We start from the raw sequence: 20,719 nt of genomic DNA on the forward strand, positions 1-20,719 counted from the left end.
TTCGCTGCCCGTTCCCTGAACCTGTGTAACCCATTCCGCTCGATGAAAGCCGAACCTGTTATCACCAATCCCCTCCGCCGGAGCGTTCTCGCCGCGCTGGCGCTGTTGCCCGCGGCAGCCTGGGCTGGAGCTTCGCAGACCGCGACGGCCGTCAAGGTCTGGAAATCTCCCACGTGCGGCTGCTGCAAGGACTGGGTCTCGCATCTGCAGGCCAACGGTTTCCAGGTCACGACATACGAGGTGGAGGATCTCCCTGCCGCGCGCAGCAAGGCGGGCATGCCAGAGCGCTATGGTTCCTGCCATACCGCGGTGGTGGAAGGCTACGCGCTCGAAGGACATGTGCCGGCGCGCGAGATCCGCCGGCTGTTGCGCGAGCGCCCGGTCGCCGTGGGACTTGCCGTGCCGGGCATGCCGCAGGGGTCGCCGGGCATGGACGGGCCCGAGTATGGCGGGCGCAAGACGCCTTATGATGTGCTGCTGGTGTTGCGGGACGGCAAGGCCAAGGTGTTCCAGGCGTATTCCTGAACGCGCCGATGAAAGCCGCTGCGGCGGCTTTCAGTCTTGTCCTGCCGGCGCTTCGACGCAGGCCAGGAAGTCGCACTTGGCGAGCTCCAGCCCCGCCTGGTAGCGGATTTCCTCGCCCTGGTGCGTGCCTCTCAGGCAGTTCAGCAGCACCCGGATCAGGTTCGCGCCGGCGAGGTGAGTAAAGGGATAGCCGCCGCCGAACCGCGGGTTCATTTCCAGCAGGTACTGGCGCCCGTCGCGGACGATGACATCGCAGTCCAGGTTGCCGATATGCCGCAGGCCGCGGCTGATGCGCGTAGCCAGGTCGCTGAACGGTTCGCTTTCGACGGTAATCGCGCGGTCGGTCTCGCCGGCACGCATCGACAGTTTCTTGCGCACGGCCACGCCGACCGGCGCGGCCTCCAGGTCGTTGAAGACATCGAGGCCATATTCCTGCCCGCAGACCATTTCCTGGATGAGGACCAGCGCATCAGGTTCCCCGACGCGGGCAAACTTCGATTGCAGCCAGATACGCGCGCAGTACGCATGGGCGAAACGCAGCTCCTGCAGGCTCTCGACATAGAAAATGCCGAAGCTTGCACTGCCCCAGCGCGGCTTGACCACCAGCGGAAAGGTGATTTCGGCCGCCGACAGCGCGTCCTCGGCGCTTTGCAGGGTTGCATAGCTGCGCGGAACCGGCACGCCGATCGACTCGGCGAAGCGGACTGTCATGAGCTTGTCCGCGCAAAGACGGACGACCTCCCCCGACGAAACCACCGGTACGGTCCCGACATCGCGAAAGCGATGCGCGTGTTCCGCGATCAGGGGAAGCTCAAGATCGTTCAGCGAAAGCAGGGCCGCAACCTGGCGCGTACGGCACACGTCCACCAGGTAGTCGATGTAGCTTTCCGCATAGACGTCCGGCGCGAGCAGGAACATGTCGCAAATACTGGCAGCGGGTGCACTGCGCTGGTTGTCCACGCCGAGCACCATGCCAGTTCCGTTGAGTTCGGACTTCAGGTACTCCACGAGGTAGCGTCTTCTACCTACACACGTCAGAAGCACATTCATGATCACCCCAACGCCATGCCCAGCCCAATGGTCCGGCCTTCGTTGAGGCCGGTTCGTCTTGTGTGGATTCCGGTGCCCGGCGTCGAGACAGCGGCCACCCGGAGTCCGGACGCGAGGGGCATGCTTCTCCATCTACGGAGCGCTCGACCGGAGCCGGGACGCCCATCCCGATGCCATTGCATCTTTTACACGTCCGCTGCATCACAGGCCTCATCTAACCAGAACGGCCGGACATAAAGTAGCGCGCTATGTGGGGTGGTCCACCGAGTGCCGCAGCTTGTACTGACGTCCTGACATTGGTGCATGCGCCTGTCACTGCTCACAATGCCGGTTGGGCTGGAATGTCTTCGCTGGGCGCGCGTGCGCCCTGGCTGCCTCCGGACTGCGCGACCGGGCTGCCGGTGAAGTCCGGAACCTCCACGTCGCCCGTGGCGTTGATGCCCTGCCGCCGTATGACGATGCCGATCGTCAGCCAGACAATTTTCAGGTCCAGCCAGAACGTGCGGTGATCGACGTACCAGGTGTCCAGGCGGAATTTTTCCTCCCAGGACAGGGAGTTCCGCCCGTTGACCTGGGCCCAGCCGGAGATGCCCGGCCGCACCAGGTGCCGGCGCGCTTGCGCCGGCGAATAGAACGGCAGGTACTTCGGCGGCAATGGCCGCGGACCGATCACGCTCATGGTTCCGACCAGGACGCACCAGAACTGCGGCAGTTCATCGAGGCTGGAGCGGCGCAGGAACCTGCCGAACGGCGTGAGCCGCTCTTGGTCGGGCAGCAACTGGCCGTCCGGGCCGCGCGCGTCGGTCATGGTGCGGAATTTCACCGCCGTGAACAGCCGGTTGCCGAGGCCCACGCGCGTGGGCCGGAACAGCACGGGCGCTCCGAGCTTCCAGCGCACGGCGGCAGCCAGGATCAGCAACGGGATCGCCAGCATCAGCAGGGCGACCGCGGAGAAAGCCACGTCGAACAAGCGCTTCATGATCGAGCCGTCAGGAGCGTGAGAGTGCGGGATCTGCGGGTGTGCGCCACCTGTCGGCGCGTCTTGCCGGCATCCATCTAATCAGGGCGCGGCCCTCATGGGAAGCGCCTAGTGTGGCCGGCCCCACGTTTGGTGGTGCTCACGCATCGGAGCCACCAGCCAGCAAGGCGCGCGACGAAGGGTGAGTGTGCGGGCCCGAACGGACGGCGCGGGGGGCCGGTCCCAGACTGCGGCAATCCAGGTTGAGCGACGTGACCGAGGGGCGCAGCGGGGCTTGCGCGAGGCCATGCCGGCATTGGTCCTGGACTTATCCACTGTCCAGGCAGTGGGCCGCCCGGCGCGGTGGTGCGAGAGTCGGGAAAACCTATCGGGAAGAGCAATAATGATCTCGTCCACGGATACCGTCATTGTCGGGGCCGGCCCCTATGGCTTGTCGACCTCCGCCTATCTGTCAGAGGCTGGCGTGCCCCATCAGGTTCTCGGGATCCCGATGCACGCCTGGAAGAATTTCACGCCACCGGGAATGCTTTTGCGCTCCGAGGCATTCGCCTCGAGCCTCTATTCGCCATGCGGCGGCTATACGGTCGAAGCGTATTGCCGACGCCACCACATGGAATACAAGTCGGTGGGCCTTCATCTGCCGGTGGAAATGTTCGTCGACTATGGACAGTGGTTCCAGTCGGAGCTGGTCGGGCATATCCGGCCGGTGGAAGTGCAGGACATGTGCCGCAAGGATGGGTATTTCCGGCTTGGCCTGAGTGATGGAAGTTCGCTGGTGGCCAGGCGCGTCGTCCTGTCGCTGGGTCTGAAGTCGTTCGGGCAGGCCCCTTCGGCGCTGCGGGGGGTGCCGCGGCCCTACGTGCTGCATTCCGGAGATTTCGGTCATTCGGCGTGGGCGAAGGACAAGGATGTCGTGATCGTTGGCGGCGGGCAGTCGGCAATCGGGCTGGCGGCATCGATGAGCGCGGCGGGGGCGCGGGTGCGCCTGCTGGTGCGTGGCGATGCCGTGAACTGGAGCCGCGAACCGCGGACGTCGAGCGGGCTCGTATCCCGGCTGCTGCGGGCACGTGTGGGCCTGGGGCGCGGATGGGATTCCAACAAGCCGTGGTTGCTGGCGATGTCCTACCTGTTGTCCGAGTATCCCGCCTCGTTCCACACGTTGAGCCTTCCGCAGCGCCAGAAGATCCTGGACACATCATGGGGGCCATCCGGGGCGTGGTGGCTGCGCAATCATGTCGAGGGCAAGATCGAGATATCGACGCGGACGGAGGTGAGCCGCGCGGAAATCAGGAATGGCCGGATCGTGCTGGAGGTCGATTCAGGAAGCGAAACATCGGCTATCAGTGCTGACCATGTTGTACTCGCGACGGGCTTCAAGGTGGATATGGCGCGCCACGCTTTCCTTTCGTCGGAGATCCTGAGCGCCCTTTCGATGGTTGACGGCTCGCCGGACCTGACATCGAACTTCGAAACCAGCGTGCGCGACCTGTATGTGCTCGGCCCCGCCGCGGCCATGAGCTTTGGCCCCGCACTGCGCTTCATCTATGGGGCGCGCTACGCTGCGCCGCGTGTGGCGGGCCATATCGGCGGTCGCTTCAAGCGCGAGGCGGGAAGCTTCGCTGCGCCATCGCATGGCGTCACGCCGGAACTGGCCAATGGGCACGGCAGTGGTGCGCATGCCAGGAGCGTGCTTCAGGCTGCGGAGCGCAATGCGGAGTAACGGTCGCGGTATCTGGGCGCGGAGCGGCGATCCGTCCCGCTGATCCGTGGGCCACGGCGCTGTCTGGGGGCGAGGACATTGCGCAGGCGCACGGCCGGCCGCGCGTGCAGGGGGAACTGGCGGAAGCGGTGAGATTCGAACTCACGGATGGGTCACCCCATCGGCAGTTTTCAAGACTGCTGCCTTAAACCACTCGGCCACGCTTCCGTAAAGTGCCGGCATTGTAGCGCGATTGCGCGACATGCCGCTGGCGCAAGGGCCAGTGTACAGGCCGCGCATTATACAAGGCCCGGGCGCTTCCTTGGTGAATCCTGTGATCCTGTTGTCGGAGCCTGTCTGACATGGCGGAACCTTCACGCTGTCATGCGGCTCATATCGGTGTGTCGGGCACTGCGCAAGTGCCGCGTTCCCGGCTTCACCTGGCAACAGAGGAGAATTTCAGATGCAAAGCAAATCGAAAAATCGAATGGCGCTTGGGGCCGTGCTGGCTGCAATCGGACTGGCCGGTTGCGCGGCGCCTTACAACAACGGGTACAACAACACCGGCTACAACGCGCCACCTCCGCCGCAGACCAGCAACGGTGGCTATGCCTCGCAGGCGCCGGCAGGCTCGGTGTACTACGGGCGCGTGGAATCCATCGAACCGATTACCAACACGCAGAGCAGTTCCGGCCTGTTGGGCACCGTGATCGGCGGCGCCGCGGGCGGCCTGCTGGGTCACCAGGTGGGCGGTGGCCGCGGGCAGACCGCGGCGACGATCGGGGGAGCGGTGGTCGGCGCGGTAGCCGGCAACCAGGTTGAAAAACGCGCCGGCAGCAGCACGCAGACCGCCTATCGCGTGAACGTCCGGCTCGATGATGGCCGCGTCGCCACGGTGACGCAGAGCAACCTGGGCAACCTGCAGGTCGGCATGCGCGCCCGCGTGGCCAATGACATGGCCGTGCCGTACTGAACGGGTATCGCTCGCAAGGCAAGAAGGCCACGGCATTGCCGTGGCCTTCTCGCTTTCGGGTCAGATGCGCCGCGTTCCTCAGTCCTTCAGGAACATCTCCTGCAGGTCGTTGAGGAAGCGTCTGCCGAGTTCGGTCGGACGAATCACCGTGGGGTCGGCATCGAGCAATCCCTTCTTCTCCGCCGCCGCGAGCTGCCGGCTGATGGTATGCAGCGGCAGCCCCGTCATGTCGTGGAAGCTGGAGGCCGGCACGCCGTCGGTCAGGCGCAACGCATTGAGCATGAATTCGAACGGCAGTTCGTCCGCGCCGACTTCGCGCGCTTCCTGCACGGCGTTGCCGGCCATGGCCTGCGCCATGTAGGTGGCCGGGTGCTTGTGGCGCATCTGGCGCAGGATGCGGTTGGGAAACGACAGCTTGCCATGCGCGCCCGCGCCAATGCCAAGGTAGTCGCCAAAGCGCCAGTAGTTCAGGTTGTGCCGCGCTTCGCGATGCGGGCGTGAGTAGGCCGAGGTCTCATAGTGCCGGTAGCCGGCCTCTGATGTGCGCGCCTCGATCAGGTCCTGCATCTCGTAGGCCAGGTCATCGTCCGGCAGCGCGGGCGGGTACTTGGCGAACAGCGTGTTCGGCTCCAGCGTGAGGTGGTAGAGCGACAGGTGCGTGGTGCCGTACGACAGCGCCACCTCCAGGTCGCTGCGGCACTGCTCCATGGTCTGGCCGGGCAGCGCGTACATCAGGTCCAGGTTGATGTTGTCGAAGCTGCGCTGCGCGATGTCGATGGCCGCGCGTGCCTCGCGCTCGCCATGGATGCGGCCGAGCGACTGCAGGTGGCTGTCGTTGAAGCTCTGGATGCCGATCGACAGCCGGTTCACGCCGCTCGCGCGGTAGCTGGCGAAGCGTTCGGCCTCGAAGGTGCCCGGGTTGGCCTCCATCGTGATCTCGGCATCGGCGTCGAGCGGCAGCAGCGCGCGGATATCGGACAGCAGCCGGTCCATGCCGGCCGCGGACAGCAGGCTCGGCGTACCGCCGCCGATGAACACGGTATGGACCGCGCGGCCCCATACCAGAGGCAGCGATTGCTCCAGGTCGGCGCGCAAGGCGTCCAGGTAGGCGTCTTCCGGAATGTCGTGGCTGCCGTCCTTGCCGGGCACCGCGTGCGAGTTGAAATCGCAATAGGGGCATTTGCGCACGCACCACGGCACATGCACGTAGAGCGATAGCGGCGGCGAGCCGGGCAGCGCGATCTGGCCCGGCTTGAGCCAGAGCTGCGTGTTGTCGGCAGGCGCGGCGGGCGGTGTGCCCGCCGGTACGATCGGGATCATCGCGCAGCCTGCCCGCGGCCTTCGGTTTGCAGGCGCGCCGCCAGCGAACGCAGTGCCAGCGCACGATGGCTGACGGCGTTCTTTTCGTCGGCGGGCAGCTCGGCGGCGGTCTTGCCCAGATCGGGCAGCAGGAAGTGCGCGTCGTAGCCGAAGCCGCCGGCACCACGCGGGGCGTCGACGACTTCGCCATGCCACACGCCTTCGGCGATGATCGGGCACGGATCCGCGGCATGCCGGACGAAGACGAGCACGCAGTAATAATGCGCGCGGCGGTTGGGCTTGCCGGCGAGCTGCGAGATCAGGTGCGCATTGTTGGCGGCATCGGACTTGGCCTGGCCGGCCATCTGCGCGTAGCGCGCCGAGTAGACGCCGGGGGCGCCGTCCAGTGCCTGCACGCAGATGCCCGAATCGTCCGCCAGCGCGGGCATCCCGGCCAGCCGGCTTGCATGCCTGGCCTTGGCCAGGGCGTTCTCGACGAAGGTGCAGAACGGCTCTTCGGCTTCAGGCACGCCCAGTTGGCCTTGCGGCACTACGTCAAAACCGAGCGGGGCCAGCAGCGCGCCGAATTCGCGCAGCTTGCCGGGGTTGTTGGAGGCCAGTACCAGGCGTTGCATGGCGTGCGGCGTCCTTCAGGCCAGGCCCAGCGCCTGGCGCTGGTGCTGCACCAGTTGCGCGATGCCGGCCTCGGCCAGGCGCGTCATGGCGTCGAGCTCGGTGCGGCTGAACGGGGCGCCCTCGGCCGTGCCCTGTACCTCGACAAAGCCGCCGCTGCCGGTCATGACCACGTTCATGTCGGTATCGCAGTTGCTGTCCTCGGCATAGTCCAGGTCCAGCACCGGCACGCCGTCGACCATGCCGACCGAGACGGCCGCGACGAAGTCGCGGATCGGGCTGGCGCTGATCTGGCCGTTGCGCAGCATGGACGAGACCGCGTCATGCGCGGCCACGAACGCGCCGGTAATCGCGGCGGTACGGGTGCCGCCGTCGGCCTGCAGCACGTCGCAGTCGAGGTGCAGCGTGTATTCGCCCAGCGCCGCCAGGTCGAACACCGTACGCATGGCGCGGCCGATCAGCCGCTGGATTTCCTGGGTGCGCCCGGTCTGCTTGCCGCGCGCGGCTTCGCGGTCCGAGCGCGTATGCGTGGCGCGGGGCAGCATGCCGTATTCGGCCGTGACCCAGCCCTCGCCGCTGCCTTTCTTGTGCGGCGGCACCTTGGACAGCACGCTGGCGGTGCACAGCACCTTGGTGTCGCCGAACGCACACAGCACGGAGCCCTCGGCATGGCGGGTGTAGTGACGGGTCAGGCTGATAGAACGCAGCGCATCGGCTGCGCGTCCGCTGGGTCGCATGGAATGGTTCGCTCGAATCGGTGGAGACCGCGATTCTAACGCCGGCGGGCCTGGCGTGCCCGCCTTCCCGCCGTTGCCGGTTGGCTGCGCTCAGCGCATCAGGTTGCTGGTCTTGTCGATGGCCGCGCGGATTTCGGCGATGGAGCGCTCGATTTCCTCTTCTGACAGGAGATCTGCCTCGTTGCCGGGACGCTCCAGGATGGAGGTCGTGAAGGCGTTCAGCGGCAGGGTGTCCGTCATGACGGATTCGTCACCCGTGGCGCTGGCATCCAGCTCCCACATCATGGCGATGCCGGTGGTGTTATCGGCACCTTCGCCGGCTTTTTCGAGCGCGCGTGAAATCAGTTCGGGGACCGCCTGAACCACCGATAGCCGGGTCAGGCGGTCGACGATCTCCGGCTCTTCGAGCGGTCCCCAGAGGCCGTCGGATCCCAGCAGCGCAACATCGCCCGGATCGAGCCGCAGCGGGCCGCCGATGTCGATCAGCGGCAGGTTGGGCGAGCCCAGGCAGTTGTAGAGCTTGTTGCGCTCGGGATGGTTGGCGACTTCCATGGGCAGCACGCGTTCCTGCTGCAGCAGGTTCTCGATTTTCGAGTGATCGCGCGTGCGCGTCAGCAGCCGGCCCTTGCGGACCAGGTAGAAGCGCGAATCGCCGGCGTGCGCCCAATGGATCTGGCCCTGCTGCACCAGGCAGCAGACCACCGTCGTGCGCGGCACGTCGGACAGCCGGTGAGCCTCCGCGTAGCGGTGGATCTCGCGGTGGGCCAGCATGATGGTGTCCTGCAGGAAATCCGCCGGGTTGCGGATCGTCGGCCGGGCCTGCGTCTGGAACTGGCGCGCCAGCGTCTGCAGCGCCTGCTGCGCGGCGACTTCGCCCAATGCATGGCCGCCCAGGCCGTCGGCCAGCACCATCAGCAGGGCATCGCGCGTGAAGCAGTAGCCCATGCGGTCCTGGTTGATGCGGCGGCCGCCTTTCCTGCTTTCCTGATAGACGGAGAATCGCATGTTGGCTGTTTGGGGAGAATTCGGTTCGGAAATGCGCGACCGGGGGTGATTCAGTCGCCGCTTGTGTCCGCGGGTTGGCGCGTGGTCGCGGCCACCGTGTCGTCGCGGCGGCGCAGCAAGGTCAGGAAGCGGCTGGACGGGCCGGTTCGCTCGGAACGTTCGGCGGGGGCGGGCGGCGGCGCCTGAGCGGCCTGCTCGCCGAGCGCGTTGGTCTGCTCGCGCAACTCCTTCTGCAGGCGGAAGACGCTCTGCGGGCGTTCTGCCGGAGGCAGCCGCAGGCACCATTCGACCAGGTCGACGAGGCCATTGGTGTAGCTGCTGCGCAGGCGCGCGATGGCATCGCCCATGCGGTCGTCCTTTTCGCGCTGGTTGGCTTCCTGCGGCGGCATGCCGGCCATGCAAGCGTAGAGCGTCGCGCCCAGGCTGTAGACGTCGGTCCAGGGGCCCAGTTCGTTGTGCTTGCCGTAGAGCTCGGGCGCGGCGAAGCCGGGCGTGTACATCGGCTGGAAGCGCTTGGCTTCCATGGTGAGCGTCTGCCGCGCGGCGCCGAAATCGAGCAGGATCGGCGATTCGTCCTCGCGCAGGTAGATGTTGCCGGGTTTGATATCCAGGTGCAGCAGCTTGTGGATATGGACTTCGCGCAGCCCGCTCATCAGGTCATGGAAGACCTTGCGGATGAAATGCTCGCGCAGCACCTTGGCGCGGCCCTGCTGGCGCGCGGCCAGGATATGCTCCTGCAGCGTCTTGCCCATCTCATAGTTCATGACCATGTAGACGGTAGAGTTCTCGCGGAAGAAGTTCACCACGCGCACGACGCTGTGGTGCGAGATGCGGGCCAGCGAACGCCCTTCCTCGAAGAAGTACTTCAGGCCCAGGCGGAACGATGCCGCGTTTTCCTCGGGCACCATCGGGATCAGTTCGCCGGGGTTGCGGCGCGCCAGCGATGAGGGCAGGTATTCCTTGATGGCAACCGGCGCCCCGGTCTCGTCCGTGGCCAGGTATACGAAACTGAACCCCCCGCTGGCCAACTTCTTTACAATACGATAGTTGGACAGCAGCGTGCCGACGGGCAGCGGTGCACTCTTGGGTTGTGTAGCGCCCTTGGGCTCTGTCATAGGAATCGGACCGGATTTGCCTCGGGATTGTCACGGCTAATCGGTCACTTGTAAAGAACACAATAGCGGGCATTGTTGCCCCATTTCGGCGGATACAAGACGCCTTTGCTGCGGCCCCAGCCTACCCCCGGGGCAGCGCCATTTCGCGAGAACACTCAATGATCCACAGCATGACAGGTTATGGCCTGGCAACCCGCCAGGCACCGCTGACAAACGCGCAGGGTGAGCCCAGCGGCAGGACGGCCTCCGTTTCGGTGGAATTCCGGACTGTCAATTCGCGTTTTCTCGACCTGTTGTTCCGCGCCCCCGAAGAGTGCCGCGCGTTCGAGCCGGCGCTGCGCGAGATGCTGATGGCCGAGCTGTCGCGCGGCAAGCTGGAATGCCGCATCAACCTGCAGCGCACCGATACCGGTGGCGCCACGCTGGCGCTCAATGAAGGCCTGCTGGGCCAGATCCGCGCGCTGGAGTCGACGGTCGCGAACACCTTCCCGACGGCGGGCACGCTGCGCATGGGCGAGATTCTGCGCTGGCCTGGCGTGCTGGTCGAGCCCGAGTTGTCGCAGGACGCGCTGCGCGAGGCTGTGATGGGCGCCGCGCGCGAAGCGCTGGACCAGTTGCGCGAGGCGCGCCGCCGCGAGGGCGAGGCGCTCAAGGCCACGCTGATGGAGCGCATCGACACGATGCTGGCCATCGTCGAACGCCTCACGCCCACCATTCCGCAGCTGATCGCCCATCATCAGGAAAAGCTGACCGAACGCCTGCGGGAAGCGTTCAACCTGGCGGCGCCGGCAGGCATGCCGTCGATGAGCCGCGACGAGGTCGCCGAGCGCATCCGCCAGGAGGCCACGGTCTACGGCATCCGCATCGATATCGCGGAAGAGCTGTCGCGCCTGCAGGCACACCTGAACGAAACCCGTCATATCCTGAAGAAGGGCGGGCAGGCCGGCAAACGGCTCGATTTCATGATGCAGGAACTCAACCGCGAGGCCAACACGCTCGGCTCCAAGGCGGCCGCCAAGGAACTGGCCGATGCGTCGATGGAGCTCAAGCTGCTGATCGAGCAGATGCGCGAGCAAATCCAGAACCTCGAATAACGCGCCAGCCCGACGCATTCCGTTTCACCCGGCGCCACGACGCCAGAAGATCCAAAACAATCACATGAGCGATACGCCTCACACTGCCATCGATACCGTCTACCCCGGCAACCTGTTCATGGTGGTGGCACCTTCCGGAGCCGGCAAGTCGACGCTGGTCAACGCGCTGCTTGCGCAGGACCCGGCGATCCGGTTGTCGATTTCCCACACCACGCGTGCGCCGCGTCCTGGCGAGCAGGACGGGCGCGAGTACCACTTCTGTTCCGTGGATCAGTTCCGTGCCGCGCGTGACCGTGGTGAATTCCTCGAGTGGGCAGAGGTCCACGGCAACTACTATGCGACCTCGCGCGTGTGGATCGAGGAGCAGATGGCGCAGGGCAACGACGTGCTGCTCGAAATCGACTGGCAGGGCGCGCAGCAGGTGCACAAGCGCTTCTCCAACGCGATGGAGATTTTCATCCTGCCGCCGTCGCTGACGGCTCTGGAAGATCGCCTGAAAAAACGCGGACAGGACGAGCCGAACGTGATCGTGCGGCGCCTGCTGGCAGCGGGCAGCGAAATGTCGCATGCGTCGGAGTCGGACTACGTCATCATCAACGAGGTATTCGACAACGCGCTCGAAGAACTGCGCAACGTGGTGCGTGCCACACGCCTGCGCTTTTCCTCGCAAAAGGCGCGCCACAGCGAGCTCTTCATCGAGCTTGGCATTCACTGAGCATGCGCGCGCGGGTCGTCGCCGGGCGATTCGCGCGCGGTGCTGTAAAATAGCAACCCAACAGGTTTTGTCCCAAGGTGGATTTGATATGGCGCGTATTACCGTCGAAGATTGTCTGAAACACATCCCGAACCGCTTCGAGCTCGCCCTGGCAGCCACGTACCGTGCGCGCCAGCTGGTGCAGGGCCATACTCCGAAGGTGGAAGCGAAGGACAAGCCCACTGTGGTTGCCCTGCGCGAAATCGCCTCGGGCCAGGTCGGCATCGAAATGCTCAAGAAGGTACCGACCTGATTCCCCGGGCGGCCAGTGGTTCATCCTTGCATCGTATGCGCGCGCATCCAGCAACCGGATTCCAGGGGCCGCCCCCATGCCTTCGTCACACCCCTCCTCGTCAACCGTCTCTCCCGGCCAGCCGGCCGGCGCCGCGCCCGCGCGCGGCGAGACGGGCAGCGATGCCGGAGCGGCGTCCGCGCGTAAGCGCTCTTCGTCCGGCCAGGCATCCGTGACCGCGCGCACCGGCGCTCCCAATCTTCCTGACCCGCTTGGCAACGATGTTGTCGGCGAGCGTGCCGCCGTGCCGCCGATGGCACAGGGCAAGGCGCGCCTGGCGCCCACGTCGGATTCGCACGATGACGTGATGGCCATGGAAGAGGCGCCCGCGGCACTGGCGGGCGACAGCCTGTTCATCGATGCCGTGCTGGCGCAGTCCTACCGGCACTTCTTCGGGCCGACGTCGCAACCAGCGGTCCCGCCGCGCCAGCAGGTCATTTCCATCACGCGGCTGATGGAGAAGCTGGCCTACCTGAAGGCGCCGGACCAGGCACGCGTACGCGAAGCCTTCCAGTTCTCCGACGAGGCCCACCTCGGCCAGTACCGCCAGAGCGGCGAACCGTACATCACCCACCCGGTGGCGGTGGCGGAGCTGTGCGCGGACTGGCGGCTCGATGTGCAGTCCATCATGGCGGCGCTGCTGCACGACGTGATGGAAGACCAGGGCATCACCAAGAGCGAACTGGCCGAGCGATTCGGTCCCAAGGTCGCCGAACTGGTCGATGGCCTGACCAAGCTGGACAAGCTCGAATTCCAGAGCCGCGAGCAGGCGCAGGCGGAAAGCTTCCGCAAGATGCTGCTGGCGATGGCGCGCGACGTGCGCGTGATCCTGGTGAAGCTGGCCGACCGTACGCACAATATGCGCACGCTCGACTTCGTGCCGCCGGAGAAGCGCCGCCGCATCGCGCTGGAGACCATGGAGATCTATGCGCCGATCGCGCACAGGCTCGGTCTCAATACCATCTACCGCGAGCTGCAGGAACTGTCGTTCAAGGTCGGCTCGCCGTTCCGCTATGCCACGCTCGAAAAGGCGGTGAAGGCCGCGCGCGGCAACCGGCGCGAAGTGGTCAAGCGCATCCTGGAGGCCGCGCAGAAAGGGCTGGCCGATGCTGGCATCGTCGCGGAACTGTCCGGCCGCGAAAAGACGCTTTACAGCATCTACCGCAAGATGCACGACAAGCAGTTGTCGTTCTCGCAGGTGCTGGATGTCTACGGTTTCCGCGTGGTCGTGGAAACGCAGATGCACTGCTACATGGCGATGGGTGCGCTGCACGGCCTGTACAAGCCGATGCCGGGCAAGTTCAAGGACTACATCGCGATCCCGAAGATCAACGGCTACCAGTCGCTGCATACGACGCTGGTCGGTCCGTTCGGCACGCCGGTGGAATTCCAGATCCGCACGCGCGAGATGCACCAGATTGCCGAGGCCGGCGTGGCCGCGCACTGGATGTACAAGACGCAGGCGGACCATGCCAACGATATCCAGCAGCAGGCGCACCAGTGGCTGCAGTCGCTGCTCGATATCCAGAGCCAGACCGGCGATTCGCAGGAGTTCCTGGAACACGTCAAGATCGACCTGTTCCCCGACGCGGTCTACGTGTTCACGCCCAAGGGCCATATCCGCGCGCTGCCGCGCGGCGCCACCGCACTGGACTTTGCCTATGCAGTGCACAGCGACCTGGGCAACCAGTGCGTCGCCGTGAAGATCAACAACGAACTGCTGCCGCTGCGCACGGAGCTCAAGAGCGGCGATATCGTCGAAGTGGTGACGGCCCCGTATTCCAAGCCGAACCCTGCATGGCTGTCGTTCGTGCGCACCGGCAAGGCGCGCGCGGCCATCCGCCACTTCCTGAAGACCACCAAGCTCGACGAGGCGATCCAGCTCGGCGAGCGACTGCTCGAACAGTCGGCGCGCCAGCTCGGCATCGAGCTGAAAGCCGTGCCGCAGTCGGTCTGGGACCGCATGATCCAGTGGACCGGCAACAAGCACCGCGAGGACATTTTCGCCGACCTGGCGCTGGGCCGGCGCGTGCCCGCCGTGGTGGCCAAGCGCATGGAGATTCTGCTGCAGGAACTGTCCGGCGATGTCGACAGCGCGCTGCTGGCGGCCGTGCAGACCTTCTCCGGAGAAGAAGCGCCGGCCGTGCCGATCACGGGCGACGAAGGCATGTCGATCCTGTTCCCGGCATGCTGCCGCGCAATCCCGGGCGACCCGATCGTCGGCTACCTGGGCAAGGGTGAAGGCCTGCAAATCCACGTGCAGGATTGCAAGGTGGCCAAGCGCTTGCACAGCAAGGATCCGGAACACTGGATCGACGTCATGTGGGCGAAGAAGACCACGCGCGCATTCGACGTGTCGATCAAGGTGATGGTGCGCAACGTCAAGGGCATCGTCGCCCGTGTGGCCGCGGACCTGACTTCGGCCGACGCCAACGTGGCGCACGTGTCGATGGAGCAGCAGGACGCTGGCCACCAGGAAGCCACGTATATGCAGTTCATCATCCAGGTACAGAATCGCCTGCACCTGGCCAATGTGATGCGGGCCCTGCGGCGCAACCCGGACGTGATCCGCATCTTCCGCGATCGCAACGATGGCTGAGCGCCGCCGGCCAGCGATCAACCCGCCTTGCGCGGCGGGTAGCTGACTTCCAGGATATCGATCTGTTCCACGCCGGCCGGCGTGCGCAGCGCCACGGTGTCGCCCTCGCGCGCCTTGATCAGCGCCTTGGCGATCGGCGAGATCCAGCTCACGTGGTTCATGTCGAGATCCACCTCGTCCATGCCGACGATGGTGATGGTCGTTTCCTCGCCGGACTGGGTGGCGTAGGTGACCGTCGCGCCGAAGAAGATCTGGTCGTTATCACCCTGCAGGGATGCGTCGACCACCTCGGCTTTGTCCAGTCGGCGGGTCAGGAAGCGGATGCGGCGATCGATCTCGCGCAGGCGCTTCTTGCCATAGAGGTAATCGCCGTTCTCGGAGCGGTCGCCATTGGAGGCGGCCCACGACACGATCTGCACGACATCGGGACGCTCGACGTCGATCAGCTGCATCAGCTCGTTGCGCAGGCGGTTGTAGCCTTCCTCGGTGATGTAGTTCTTGGCGCCGGCAGGCAGCGGGGTAGCGCCTTCGGGGAGATCGTCCTCGTCGTCATCCGACGATTCTTTGACAAATGCTTTGTTCATGGTCGGGATCACATCTTCGGTCTGCCATTATAGAAAACCACTCAGGCAACCCGTGCTTGAAAGAAAAACGAAAAAAAGTGCAGGAGGGGGTTCCCAAAAAAGAATATTCAGATATAATCTCTTTTCTCGAGTGCGGCTGTAGCTCAGTTGGATAGAGTACTTGGCTACGAACCAAGGGGTCGTGGGTTCGAATCCTGCCAGCCGCGCCACCTATGTAGTACGAAAAGGGCTTCCGGAAACGGAAGCCCTTTTCCATTTCCGCCGTTCCACGTTTCCCTCATTGCGCTATTTTCGCGCGTCTTTGATTTTCGCGCTGTCGCGGCCTGTCTTATCCGCGCGCGCCTCTCGCGCGCGACAAATCCCTTTCATCCAGATTTCCTTCCATGCAACCGGCATGGCTGCATGCTGATCGCCGCGCCCGCCTTGCGATCGCTCGATCGCGCACCTAGGCTCGACACAAGGTGCGATGGTTTCGCGCAAGGAGATCGGCATGGCACAACCGGAATGGCGTGTGGAGGCGTATCGCGGCATGGATGTTTATGTGCTCGTGACGCCGCAGCATGAAGGGGGTGAAGGCGTGGTCAGCATGGGGCCATCGCCGCGCTGGGCCTACGAGGTCCGTGTCTGCCAGGAGGGCATGGACCCGGCCGATGCGGGCGACACGGAGCTGCTCTCTAGCGGCGCGCAGCCTTTCGTCACCCGGCACGCGGCGGAAGTCGCGGCATTCAGTGCCGGTTACTCGCTGGTGGATAGGATTGTCGGACCGGCCAAATAGCGGCGCGACACATGTGGGCTGAATAAGCAGCCGCAGGCGTCGGGCGCGACACCTATTCAAATTATTCCGATGCGCGCAATGGCATATAACCGGTGCCTATCTTCGTGGATTGGCGGCCATTGACGCAGATCATTTTTGACCTGGCAGTGCACTCCTACTCTGGACGTGGAGGCGGCGATATCCCGTCCGCCACGCAGTAAAGGAGTACATGCCATGCCGGAATTTGAAGGCTACAAGATCGTCTACGAAGTGACGGGCCTGCCCAAGGGCAAGTGGTCGATCGTGGTGGAGATCATCCGGAGAGAGGACGGCGAGATCCTGGCGCCACGGCACAATCCGTTTCCCAATCATCCGTTTGATACGAAACTTGAAGCGCTGGACCAGGTAAATCAATACATCGAAGCCGTGCTTGCCGAAGCAGAACCCGCAGGCAAGCTGCGCCGCAGCGCATGATGATGCACGCTGTAGAGAGCGGCAATTCGCGCGTGAGCAGAAATAAAGCTTGCCAATCACGCGCGGGTCTTGCATAATCTTTCCTCTCAGACGCGGGGTGGAGCAGTTGGCAGCTCGTCGGGCTCATAACCCGAAGGTCGCAGGTTCAAGTCCTGCCCCCGCAACCAACACCCTTCAGGTTCCTGGTTTCTTAGGCCGCTCGGCCAAATTTCCCAAAGCAATTCAAAAGCTTCGACCGTCAAGCACGGCGCGGTCAATTTGCGTTCGCGTTCGCGCTTAATCGGTCGTACCTCGTGAATGCCTGAGGCATCGTCCTATTTCGATGCAACCAGGCTGGCGGCGCGCGCAAAGGTATCCCGCACCAGCGGCTGACCTTCGCGATCGGCGGCCTCCGCGCGCTCGCGCAGGCGACTCGCCAGCACGCTCAGCGTGCCGTTGTCCGCGCCGCTGCGCGATGCGGCTTCGCGCAGGACTTCATCGAGTTCGCCGCTGACATCGGCGCCGTCGAATGCGCTGACTGAAAGCGCCGAAATGCGTTCGAGATAAACGTTGACCAGCGCTTCGTCATGTTTCGGTTCGGGCATGTCTGCTCCTTGTCGACGACGGGGACACAAAGTCATTGTAGTGAAGGGGCAAGCCCCTTCCAGTACTAGTCGTCGCGCCTGCGCCGCATAGATTCGAGCGGAATGGGCTGGACGCGACGGCGCGCGGGACGCAAGGCCCGGGCGGGCCAGAGGACATAGTTCGTATGCGGGTCCAGCGGCTTGCCGAAGTACGACACCCAGACCTGAACGCCATGTTCGGTCTCGGCAATGACGGCAGCTACCGCGCGGGCCGCCGCGGAAGGGGATTTGAGCAGTTCGGCCAAGGCTTCGACGCCCTGGACCACATGGTGTTTGACACCGGCAAACCATACGTACTGACGCATGGCGGACAACAAACGCTTGGTCATGAACGCGACTCTTCGTTGGATTGCGAGTGAGTGAGACTGCATGTCACTCGCTTTGTTCAGTGCATCTTGCGATGCGCTCGCGAAAGGCGCGAAAACTCATGATAGGCAACACCGCGATCGAGATCGTGCGGGCTGCATCACCTGCTAGCCTGGCGGTTCCAGGAGCAGCGGGGAGCGTAGCATCTGTTGCCGCTCGGGGAAGAGAGTGATATCCCTGAGACGCTCTGCATAAACTGCCCGTACCCGTAGCGCTGTGCGTTCCACGTCTCCTGAAATTGACAAGCACCTGACCGTGCACTAGTTTGTGTTGCAGATGCTGCACAAATTGCAATCGCCGGTGCTGCCGGCATGGAGGCATCGTGGCGACAACGGAAGAGTTGGGCGATCGGCGCGGGAGCGGCAAGTCCGTGCGCAGCAAGGTGCCGCGCGGCGCGCATTTGTCGATCGGCAATGTGGACCGGGATCCGGTCGCGTTGCTGAAGATCAGCAGCGAAGGCCGCGTGCGGCAACTGGTGCCCTTGCGCTACGGCCGCATGATGGAATCCCCGTTTGCGTTCTACCGCGGCAGCGCGATCGTGCAGGCCCATGATCTCGCGGGGACGCCCAATTCCGGCTTGCACATGCAGATCTGCGGCGACTGCCACGTCGCCAACTTCGGCGGCTTTGCCACGCCCGAACGCGCGCTGCTGTTCGATGTGAACGATTTCGACGAAACCAGCATCGGTCCATGGGAATGGGATCTCAAGCGCCTGGCCGCCAGCTTTGTCGTGGCTGCCCGGCATCTTCGGCACAAGCCGGGTGTGGCCGACGATCTGGTCTACCAGCTCGTGCGCAGCTACCAGGACCGCATGCAGGCCTATTCCGAAATGGGCATCCTCGAGACCTGGTACGACCGCATTACCTTTGATCGCCTGCTGGAACAGGAGACGTCGCCCGACATCCAGAAGCGTATCCGGCGCGGCATCGAACGCGCGGCCGACCGCACCAGCGAGGCGCTGCTGCCCAAGCTGGCCGAACTGGTCGGGGACAAGTGGACGATCCTCGATGCCCCGCCGGCGGTTTTCCACGTGCGCGGCCAGCAGACGCTGTTCGACCCCGACGACGACTGGATGACGGCAACGAATGTCGATGACGTCGCCGTGAAGGTCTACCAGGAATACCTGAGCACGCTCGCCCCAGACCGGCGGCGGCTGCTAAGCCATTTCACGCTCCACGACCGTGCGTTCAAGGTGGTTGGCGTGGGCAGCGTCGGCACGCGGTGCCTGATCCAGCTGATGATCGACAGCCATGGCAAGCCGATCTTCCTGCAAGTGAAAGAAGCCACGCGCTCGGTTGTGGCGCGCTATTTCAAGTGTCCGGCGGCGTCGCATGAAGGCCGGCGTGTCGTGGAGGGGCAGCGGCTGATGCAGGCCGCCAGCGACCTCTTCCTGGGGTGGACCAAGGGACCCTACGGGCGCCACTTTTATGTCCGGCAACTGCGCGACATGAAACTGGCACCGCAGTTCGAGTTGATGGATGTCGAGACCCTCGGCCGATACGCCGCACTCTGCGGCTGGGTGCTGGCGCGGGCCCATGCCAAGTCCGGGGGACTTGCCGCGGAGATCAGCGGCTATCTCGGCACCGGCGACCGCATGGCCGAAGTGATGGTAGGCTATTCGAACAGCTATGCCGACCAGGTCGAAAAGGATTACGAGTGCTTCGCGGCCGCCTGCCGTTCGGGCCGGCTCGAAGCGCGCACCGAAGTCGACATGGCTGCGGATTTCCGCGTCTGACGCGGATGTGAAGCGGATTGCCAGGAGCGCTTGCCGATGACCGAAGACATCCTGATGCAACTCATGGTCGAGGTGGAGAAGGAAGACCCGATCGACTACGCCAACCTGCCGTTCGACGATGCGGCGCTGCGCCAGCTTGCGTGCAGGCTCATCGCCGAGCGCTCGAACGAACTCGAAGCCTCCGGCATGCCCGCTGAAGCCCAGCTGGCGACGTTGTGGGCGTCCACCGCCAAGCTGGTGCTGGAGAACATCGTCCTCAACGCCAGGCTGCTAACTCTGCAGGGCATGCCCGACGATGCGCGCGCGCTGATCGAGCGCATTTCGCGCCAGTCGCGCGGCTAGTCCGCGCCTAGTCCGGGACGGCCATGTGCCGCCGCCTTATCACGGTGCGGCAAGCCCCGCATTTCGCTTAAAATACGCGCTTTGGCTCCGGCCCCGGCTGCGCACGTTCCGTGCGCGCGGGCCCATAGCCGCCTGGGAGAAATTCGGGTGATCAAGTGGATTATCGTCGCCGCGTATCTCGGCGCCATCCTGTATGTGCACTTTCGCGGCAAGGCGAGATTGCGCATCTGGCGACAGCTGCTCGACCATTCGGCGCTGGTCGCGCCGGTCAATTGCTTCATGTACGCGTTCTCGGGGGTGCCGCGCACGCCCTACATCCCGGTCGACAACTTCCCGGACCTGGAACGCATCCGCGCCGCGTGGCCGGAGATCCGTGACGAGGGCCTGGCCCTGGCCGCGATGCGCAAGATCAAGGCCGCGGAGAAGAACGACGACGCTGGCTTCAATTCGTTCTTCAAGAACGGCTGGAAGCGCTTCTACCTGAAGTGGTATGAAGCCCAGCATCCGTCGGCCGAGGCGCTGTGCCCGAAGACGGTGGCGTTGCTGCAAGGCATTCCGAGCGTGAAGGCCGCGATGTTCGCGGAACTGCCGCCGGGCGGCAAGCTCAATCCGCACCGCGACCCGTTCGCCGGTTCGTTGCGCTACCACCTGGGCCTGGCCACGCCGAACGACGACCGCTGCTTCATCGAGGTCGACGGCGAGCGCCACAGCTGGCGCGACGGGCAGGGCGTGGTGTTCGACGAAACCTACCTGCACTGGGCCGAGAACAAGAGCGACGCCAACCGGCTGATCCTGTTCTGCGACATCGAGCGCCCGATGCGCTTTGGCTGGGCCAGCAAGATCAATCACTGGCTGGGCCGCAAGGTCATGACCGCGGCAAGCTCGCCCAATGACGAGAACGACCAGACCGGCACGATCAACAAGCTGTTTCGCTTTGTCTGGCTGGCCGGGCAATATCGCCGCCGCTACAAGGCGTGGAACCGCAAGCTGTACTACGTGACGAAGTTCGGCCTGATCATCGCGGGCATCGCGCTGATCATCTACCTGTAAGCAAAGAGCCGGCAAAACGCCGGCTCTTTTGTCATGG

The 20,719-nt window shown here is 64.6% G+C and carries 22 protein-coding genes and 3 tRNA genes; 14 read left to right on the forward strand and 11 right to left on the reverse strand.

Going from position 1 to position 20,719, the window contains the following annotated elements; translation table 11 throughout:
- Positions 1 to 42: 42 nt before the first annotated feature.
- Positions 43 to 525 (forward strand): DUF411 domain-containing protein, encoded by a 483-nt coding sequence (locus AC3FKG_RS05975; protein WP_488742671.1) that lies wholly within the window; start codon positions 43 to 45, stop codon positions 523 to 525.
- A 30-nt stretch (positions 526 to 555) separates the two neighbouring features.
- On the opposite strand, the gene AC3FKG_RS05980 is transcribed toward AC3FKG_RS05975, so the two are convergent.
- Together AC3FKG_RS05980 and AC3FKG_RS05985 are read right to left on the reverse strand one after the other, a co-directional pair.
- Positions 556 to 1,575, reverse strand: a complete 1,020-nt coding sequence (locus tag AC3FKG_RS05980) for an ATP-grasp domain-containing protein (RefSeq protein ID WP_488742798.1) — start codon at positions 1,573 to 1,575, stop codon at positions 556 to 558.
- A 319-nt stretch (positions 1,576 to 1,894) separates the two neighbouring features.
- A complete protein-coding gene (locus tag AC3FKG_RS05985) occupies positions 1,895 to 2,554 on the reverse strand; it encodes a sugar transferase (protein ID WP_488742672.1) in 660 nt (219 codons plus the stop codon).
- Positions 2,555 to 2,828: 274 nt separating this feature from the next.
- On the opposite strand from AC3FKG_RS05985, the gene AC3FKG_RS05990 reads away from it, so the two are divergent.
- Positions 2,829 to 4,274 carry an NAD(P)-binding domain-containing protein gene (locus tag AC3FKG_RS05990; protein WP_488742673.1) on the forward strand — a complete coding sequence of 482 codons (1,446 nt, stop codon included), beginning with the start codon at positions 2,829 to 2,831 and terminating at the stop codon, positions 4,272 to 4,274.
- Positions 4,275 to 4,391: 117 nt separating this feature from the next.
- Here the strand turns inward: AC3FKG_RS05990 and AC3FKG_RS05995 are convergent.
- Positions 4,392 to 4,481: transfer RNA gene (locus tag AC3FKG_RS05995), tRNA-Ser, on the reverse strand.
- A gap of 235 nt (positions 4,482 to 4,716) precedes the next feature.
- Between AC3FKG_RS05995 and AC3FKG_RS06000 the strand changes: the two genes are divergently transcribed.
- Entirely contained in the window at positions 4,717 to 5,226 is a 510-nt protein-coding gene (locus tag AC3FKG_RS06000; RefSeq protein ID WP_483710843.1) for an outer membrane lipoprotein, read from the forward strand.
- A gap of 78 nt (positions 5,227 to 5,304) precedes the next feature.
- Here AC3FKG_RS06000 and hemW read toward each other — a convergent pair whose 3' ends face one another.
- From hemW to AC3FKG_RS06025, 5 genes are all read right to left on the reverse strand, one after another.
- Positions 5,305 to 6,546: a radical SAM family heme chaperone HemW gene (hemW, locus tag AC3FKG_RS06005; protein ID WP_483710844.1), complete on the reverse strand. Its 1,242-nt coding sequence runs from the start codon at positions 6,544 to 6,546 to the stop codon at positions 5,305 to 5,307.
- A complete protein-coding gene (gene rdgB / locus AC3FKG_RS06010) occupies positions 6,543 to 7,160 on the reverse strand; it encodes an RdgB/HAM1 family non-canonical purine NTP pyrophosphatase (RefSeq protein WP_483710845.1) in 618 nt (205 codons plus the stop codon). Before rdgB ends, hemW begins: the two co-directional genes overlap by 4 nt.
- A 15-nt stretch (positions 7,161 to 7,175) precedes the next feature.
- Entirely contained in the window at positions 7,176 to 7,895 is a 720-nt protein-coding gene (gene rph / locus AC3FKG_RS06015) for a ribonuclease PH (protein ID WP_483710846.1), read from the reverse strand.
- 90 nt (positions 7,896 to 7,985) lie between these two features.
- Positions 7,986 to 8,900, reverse strand: a complete 915-nt coding sequence (locus AC3FKG_RS06020; protein WP_483710847.1) for a PP2C family protein-serine/threonine phosphatase — start codon at positions 8,898 to 8,900, stop codon at positions 7,986 to 7,988.
- Positions 8,901 to 8,950: 50 nt separating this feature from the next.
- Positions 8,951 to 10,015: a serine/threonine protein kinase gene (locus AC3FKG_RS06025; RefSeq protein ID WP_483710848.1), complete on the reverse strand. Its 1,065-nt coding sequence runs from the start codon at positions 10,013 to 10,015 to the stop codon at positions 8,951 to 8,953.
- A 158-nt stretch (positions 10,016 to 10,173) separates the two neighbouring features.
- Here AC3FKG_RS06025 and AC3FKG_RS06030 point away from each other — a divergent pair, with 158 nt between their 5' ends.
- From AC3FKG_RS06030 to AC3FKG_RS06045, 4 genes are all read left to right on the forward strand, one after another.
- Positions 10,174 to 11,109, forward strand: coding sequence for a YicC/YloC family endoribonuclease (locus AC3FKG_RS06030; protein WP_483729901.1), 936 nt, complete (start codon positions 10,174 to 10,176; stop codon positions 11,107 to 11,109).
- A 64-nt stretch (positions 11,110 to 11,173) separates the two neighbouring features.
- The gene (gene gmk / locus AC3FKG_RS06035) at positions 11,174 to 11,824 is read left to right on the forward strand and encodes a guanylate kinase (protein ID WP_483710850.1); all 651 of its coding nucleotides are present in this window, start codon (positions 11,174 to 11,176) and stop codon (positions 11,822 to 11,824) included.
- Between the two features lie 88 nt (positions 11,825 to 11,912).
- Positions 11,913 to 12,116: a DNA-directed RNA polymerase subunit omega gene (gene rpoZ / locus AC3FKG_RS06040; RefSeq protein WP_006578656.1), complete on the forward strand. Its 204-nt coding sequence runs from the start codon at positions 11,913 to 11,915 to the stop codon at positions 12,114 to 12,116.
- 211 nt (positions 12,117 to 12,327) lie between these two features.
- Positions 12,328 to 14,754 (forward strand): RelA/SpoT family protein, encoded by a 2,427-nt coding sequence (locus AC3FKG_RS06045; RefSeq protein WP_488742799.1) that lies wholly within the window; start codon positions 12,328 to 12,330, stop codon positions 14,752 to 14,754.
- A 17-nt stretch (positions 14,755 to 14,771) separates the two neighbouring features.
- Here AC3FKG_RS06045 and greB read toward each other — a convergent pair whose 3' ends face one another.
- Positions 14,772 to 15,338 (reverse strand): transcription elongation factor GreB, encoded by a 567-nt coding sequence (greB, locus tag AC3FKG_RS06050; RefSeq protein WP_483710851.1) that lies wholly within the window; start codon positions 15,336 to 15,338, stop codon positions 14,772 to 14,774.
- A gap of 132 nt (positions 15,339 to 15,470) precedes the next feature.
- Between greB and AC3FKG_RS06055 the strand changes: the two genes are divergently transcribed.
- The 4 genes from AC3FKG_RS06055 to AC3FKG_RS06070 all read left to right on the forward strand — a co-directional run bounded on the left by AC3FKG_RS06055 (position 15,471) and on the right by AC3FKG_RS06070 (position 16,733).
- Positions 15,471 to 15,547, forward strand: a tRNA-Arg gene (locus tag AC3FKG_RS06055).
- Between the two features lie 281 nt (positions 15,548 to 15,828).
- Positions 15,829 to 16,113 carry a hypothetical protein gene (locus tag AC3FKG_RS06060; RefSeq protein ID WP_483710852.1) on the forward strand — a complete coding sequence of 95 codons (285 nt, stop codon included), beginning with the start codon at positions 15,829 to 15,831 and terminating at the stop codon, positions 16,111 to 16,113.
- A gap of 213 nt (positions 16,114 to 16,326) precedes the next feature.
- Positions 16,327 to 16,566: a hypothetical protein gene (locus tag AC3FKG_RS06065; RefSeq protein ID WP_488742674.1), complete on the forward strand. Its 240-nt coding sequence runs from the start codon at positions 16,327 to 16,329 to the stop codon at positions 16,564 to 16,566.
- 91 nt (positions 16,567 to 16,657) lie between these two features.
- Positions 16,658 to 16,733, forward strand: a tRNA-Met gene (locus tag AC3FKG_RS06070).
- A 147-nt stretch (positions 16,734 to 16,880) separates the two neighbouring features.
- Here AC3FKG_RS06070 and AC3FKG_RS06075 read toward each other — a convergent pair.
- Together AC3FKG_RS06075 and AC3FKG_RS06080 are read right to left on the reverse strand one after the other, a co-directional pair.
- Positions 16,881 to 17,150, reverse strand: a complete 270-nt coding sequence (locus AC3FKG_RS06075; protein ID WP_488742675.1) for a hypothetical protein — start codon at positions 17,148 to 17,150, stop codon at positions 16,881 to 16,883.
- Between the two features lie 65 nt (positions 17,151 to 17,215).
- The gene (locus AC3FKG_RS06080) at positions 17,216 to 17,518 is read right to left on the reverse strand and encodes a hypothetical protein (protein ID WP_488742676.1); all 303 of its coding nucleotides are present in this window, start codon (positions 17,516 to 17,518) and stop codon (positions 17,216 to 17,218) included.
- Positions 17,519 to 17,877: 359 nt separating this feature from the next.
- On the opposite strand from AC3FKG_RS06080, the gene AC3FKG_RS06085 reads away from it, so the two are divergent.
- The 3 genes from AC3FKG_RS06085 (at position 17,878) to lpxO (ending at position 20,682) form a co-directional block, all read left to right on the forward strand.
- The gene (locus AC3FKG_RS06085; RefSeq protein WP_488742677.1) at positions 17,878 to 19,290 is read left to right on the forward strand and encodes a DUF2252 domain-containing protein; all 1,413 of its coding nucleotides are present in this window, start codon (positions 17,878 to 17,880) and stop codon (positions 19,288 to 19,290) included.
- 36 nt (positions 19,291 to 19,326) lie between these two features.
- On the forward strand, positions 19,327 to 19,632 hold the full coding sequence (locus AC3FKG_RS06090; RefSeq protein ID WP_488675818.1) for a hypothetical protein: 306 nt from the start codon (positions 19,327 to 19,329) through the stop codon (positions 19,630 to 19,632).
- A gap of 147 nt (positions 19,633 to 19,779) precedes the next feature.
- Positions 19,780 to 20,682, forward strand: a complete 903-nt coding sequence (lpxO, locus tag AC3FKG_RS06095) for a lipid A hydroxylase LpxO (RefSeq protein WP_483710858.1) — start codon at positions 19,780 to 19,782, stop codon at positions 20,680 to 20,682.
- Positions 20,683 to 20,719: the final 37 nt, after the last annotated feature.

The sequence above is a fragment of the Cupriavidus sp. 22TCCZM04-2 genome (genome assembly GCF_057798895.1).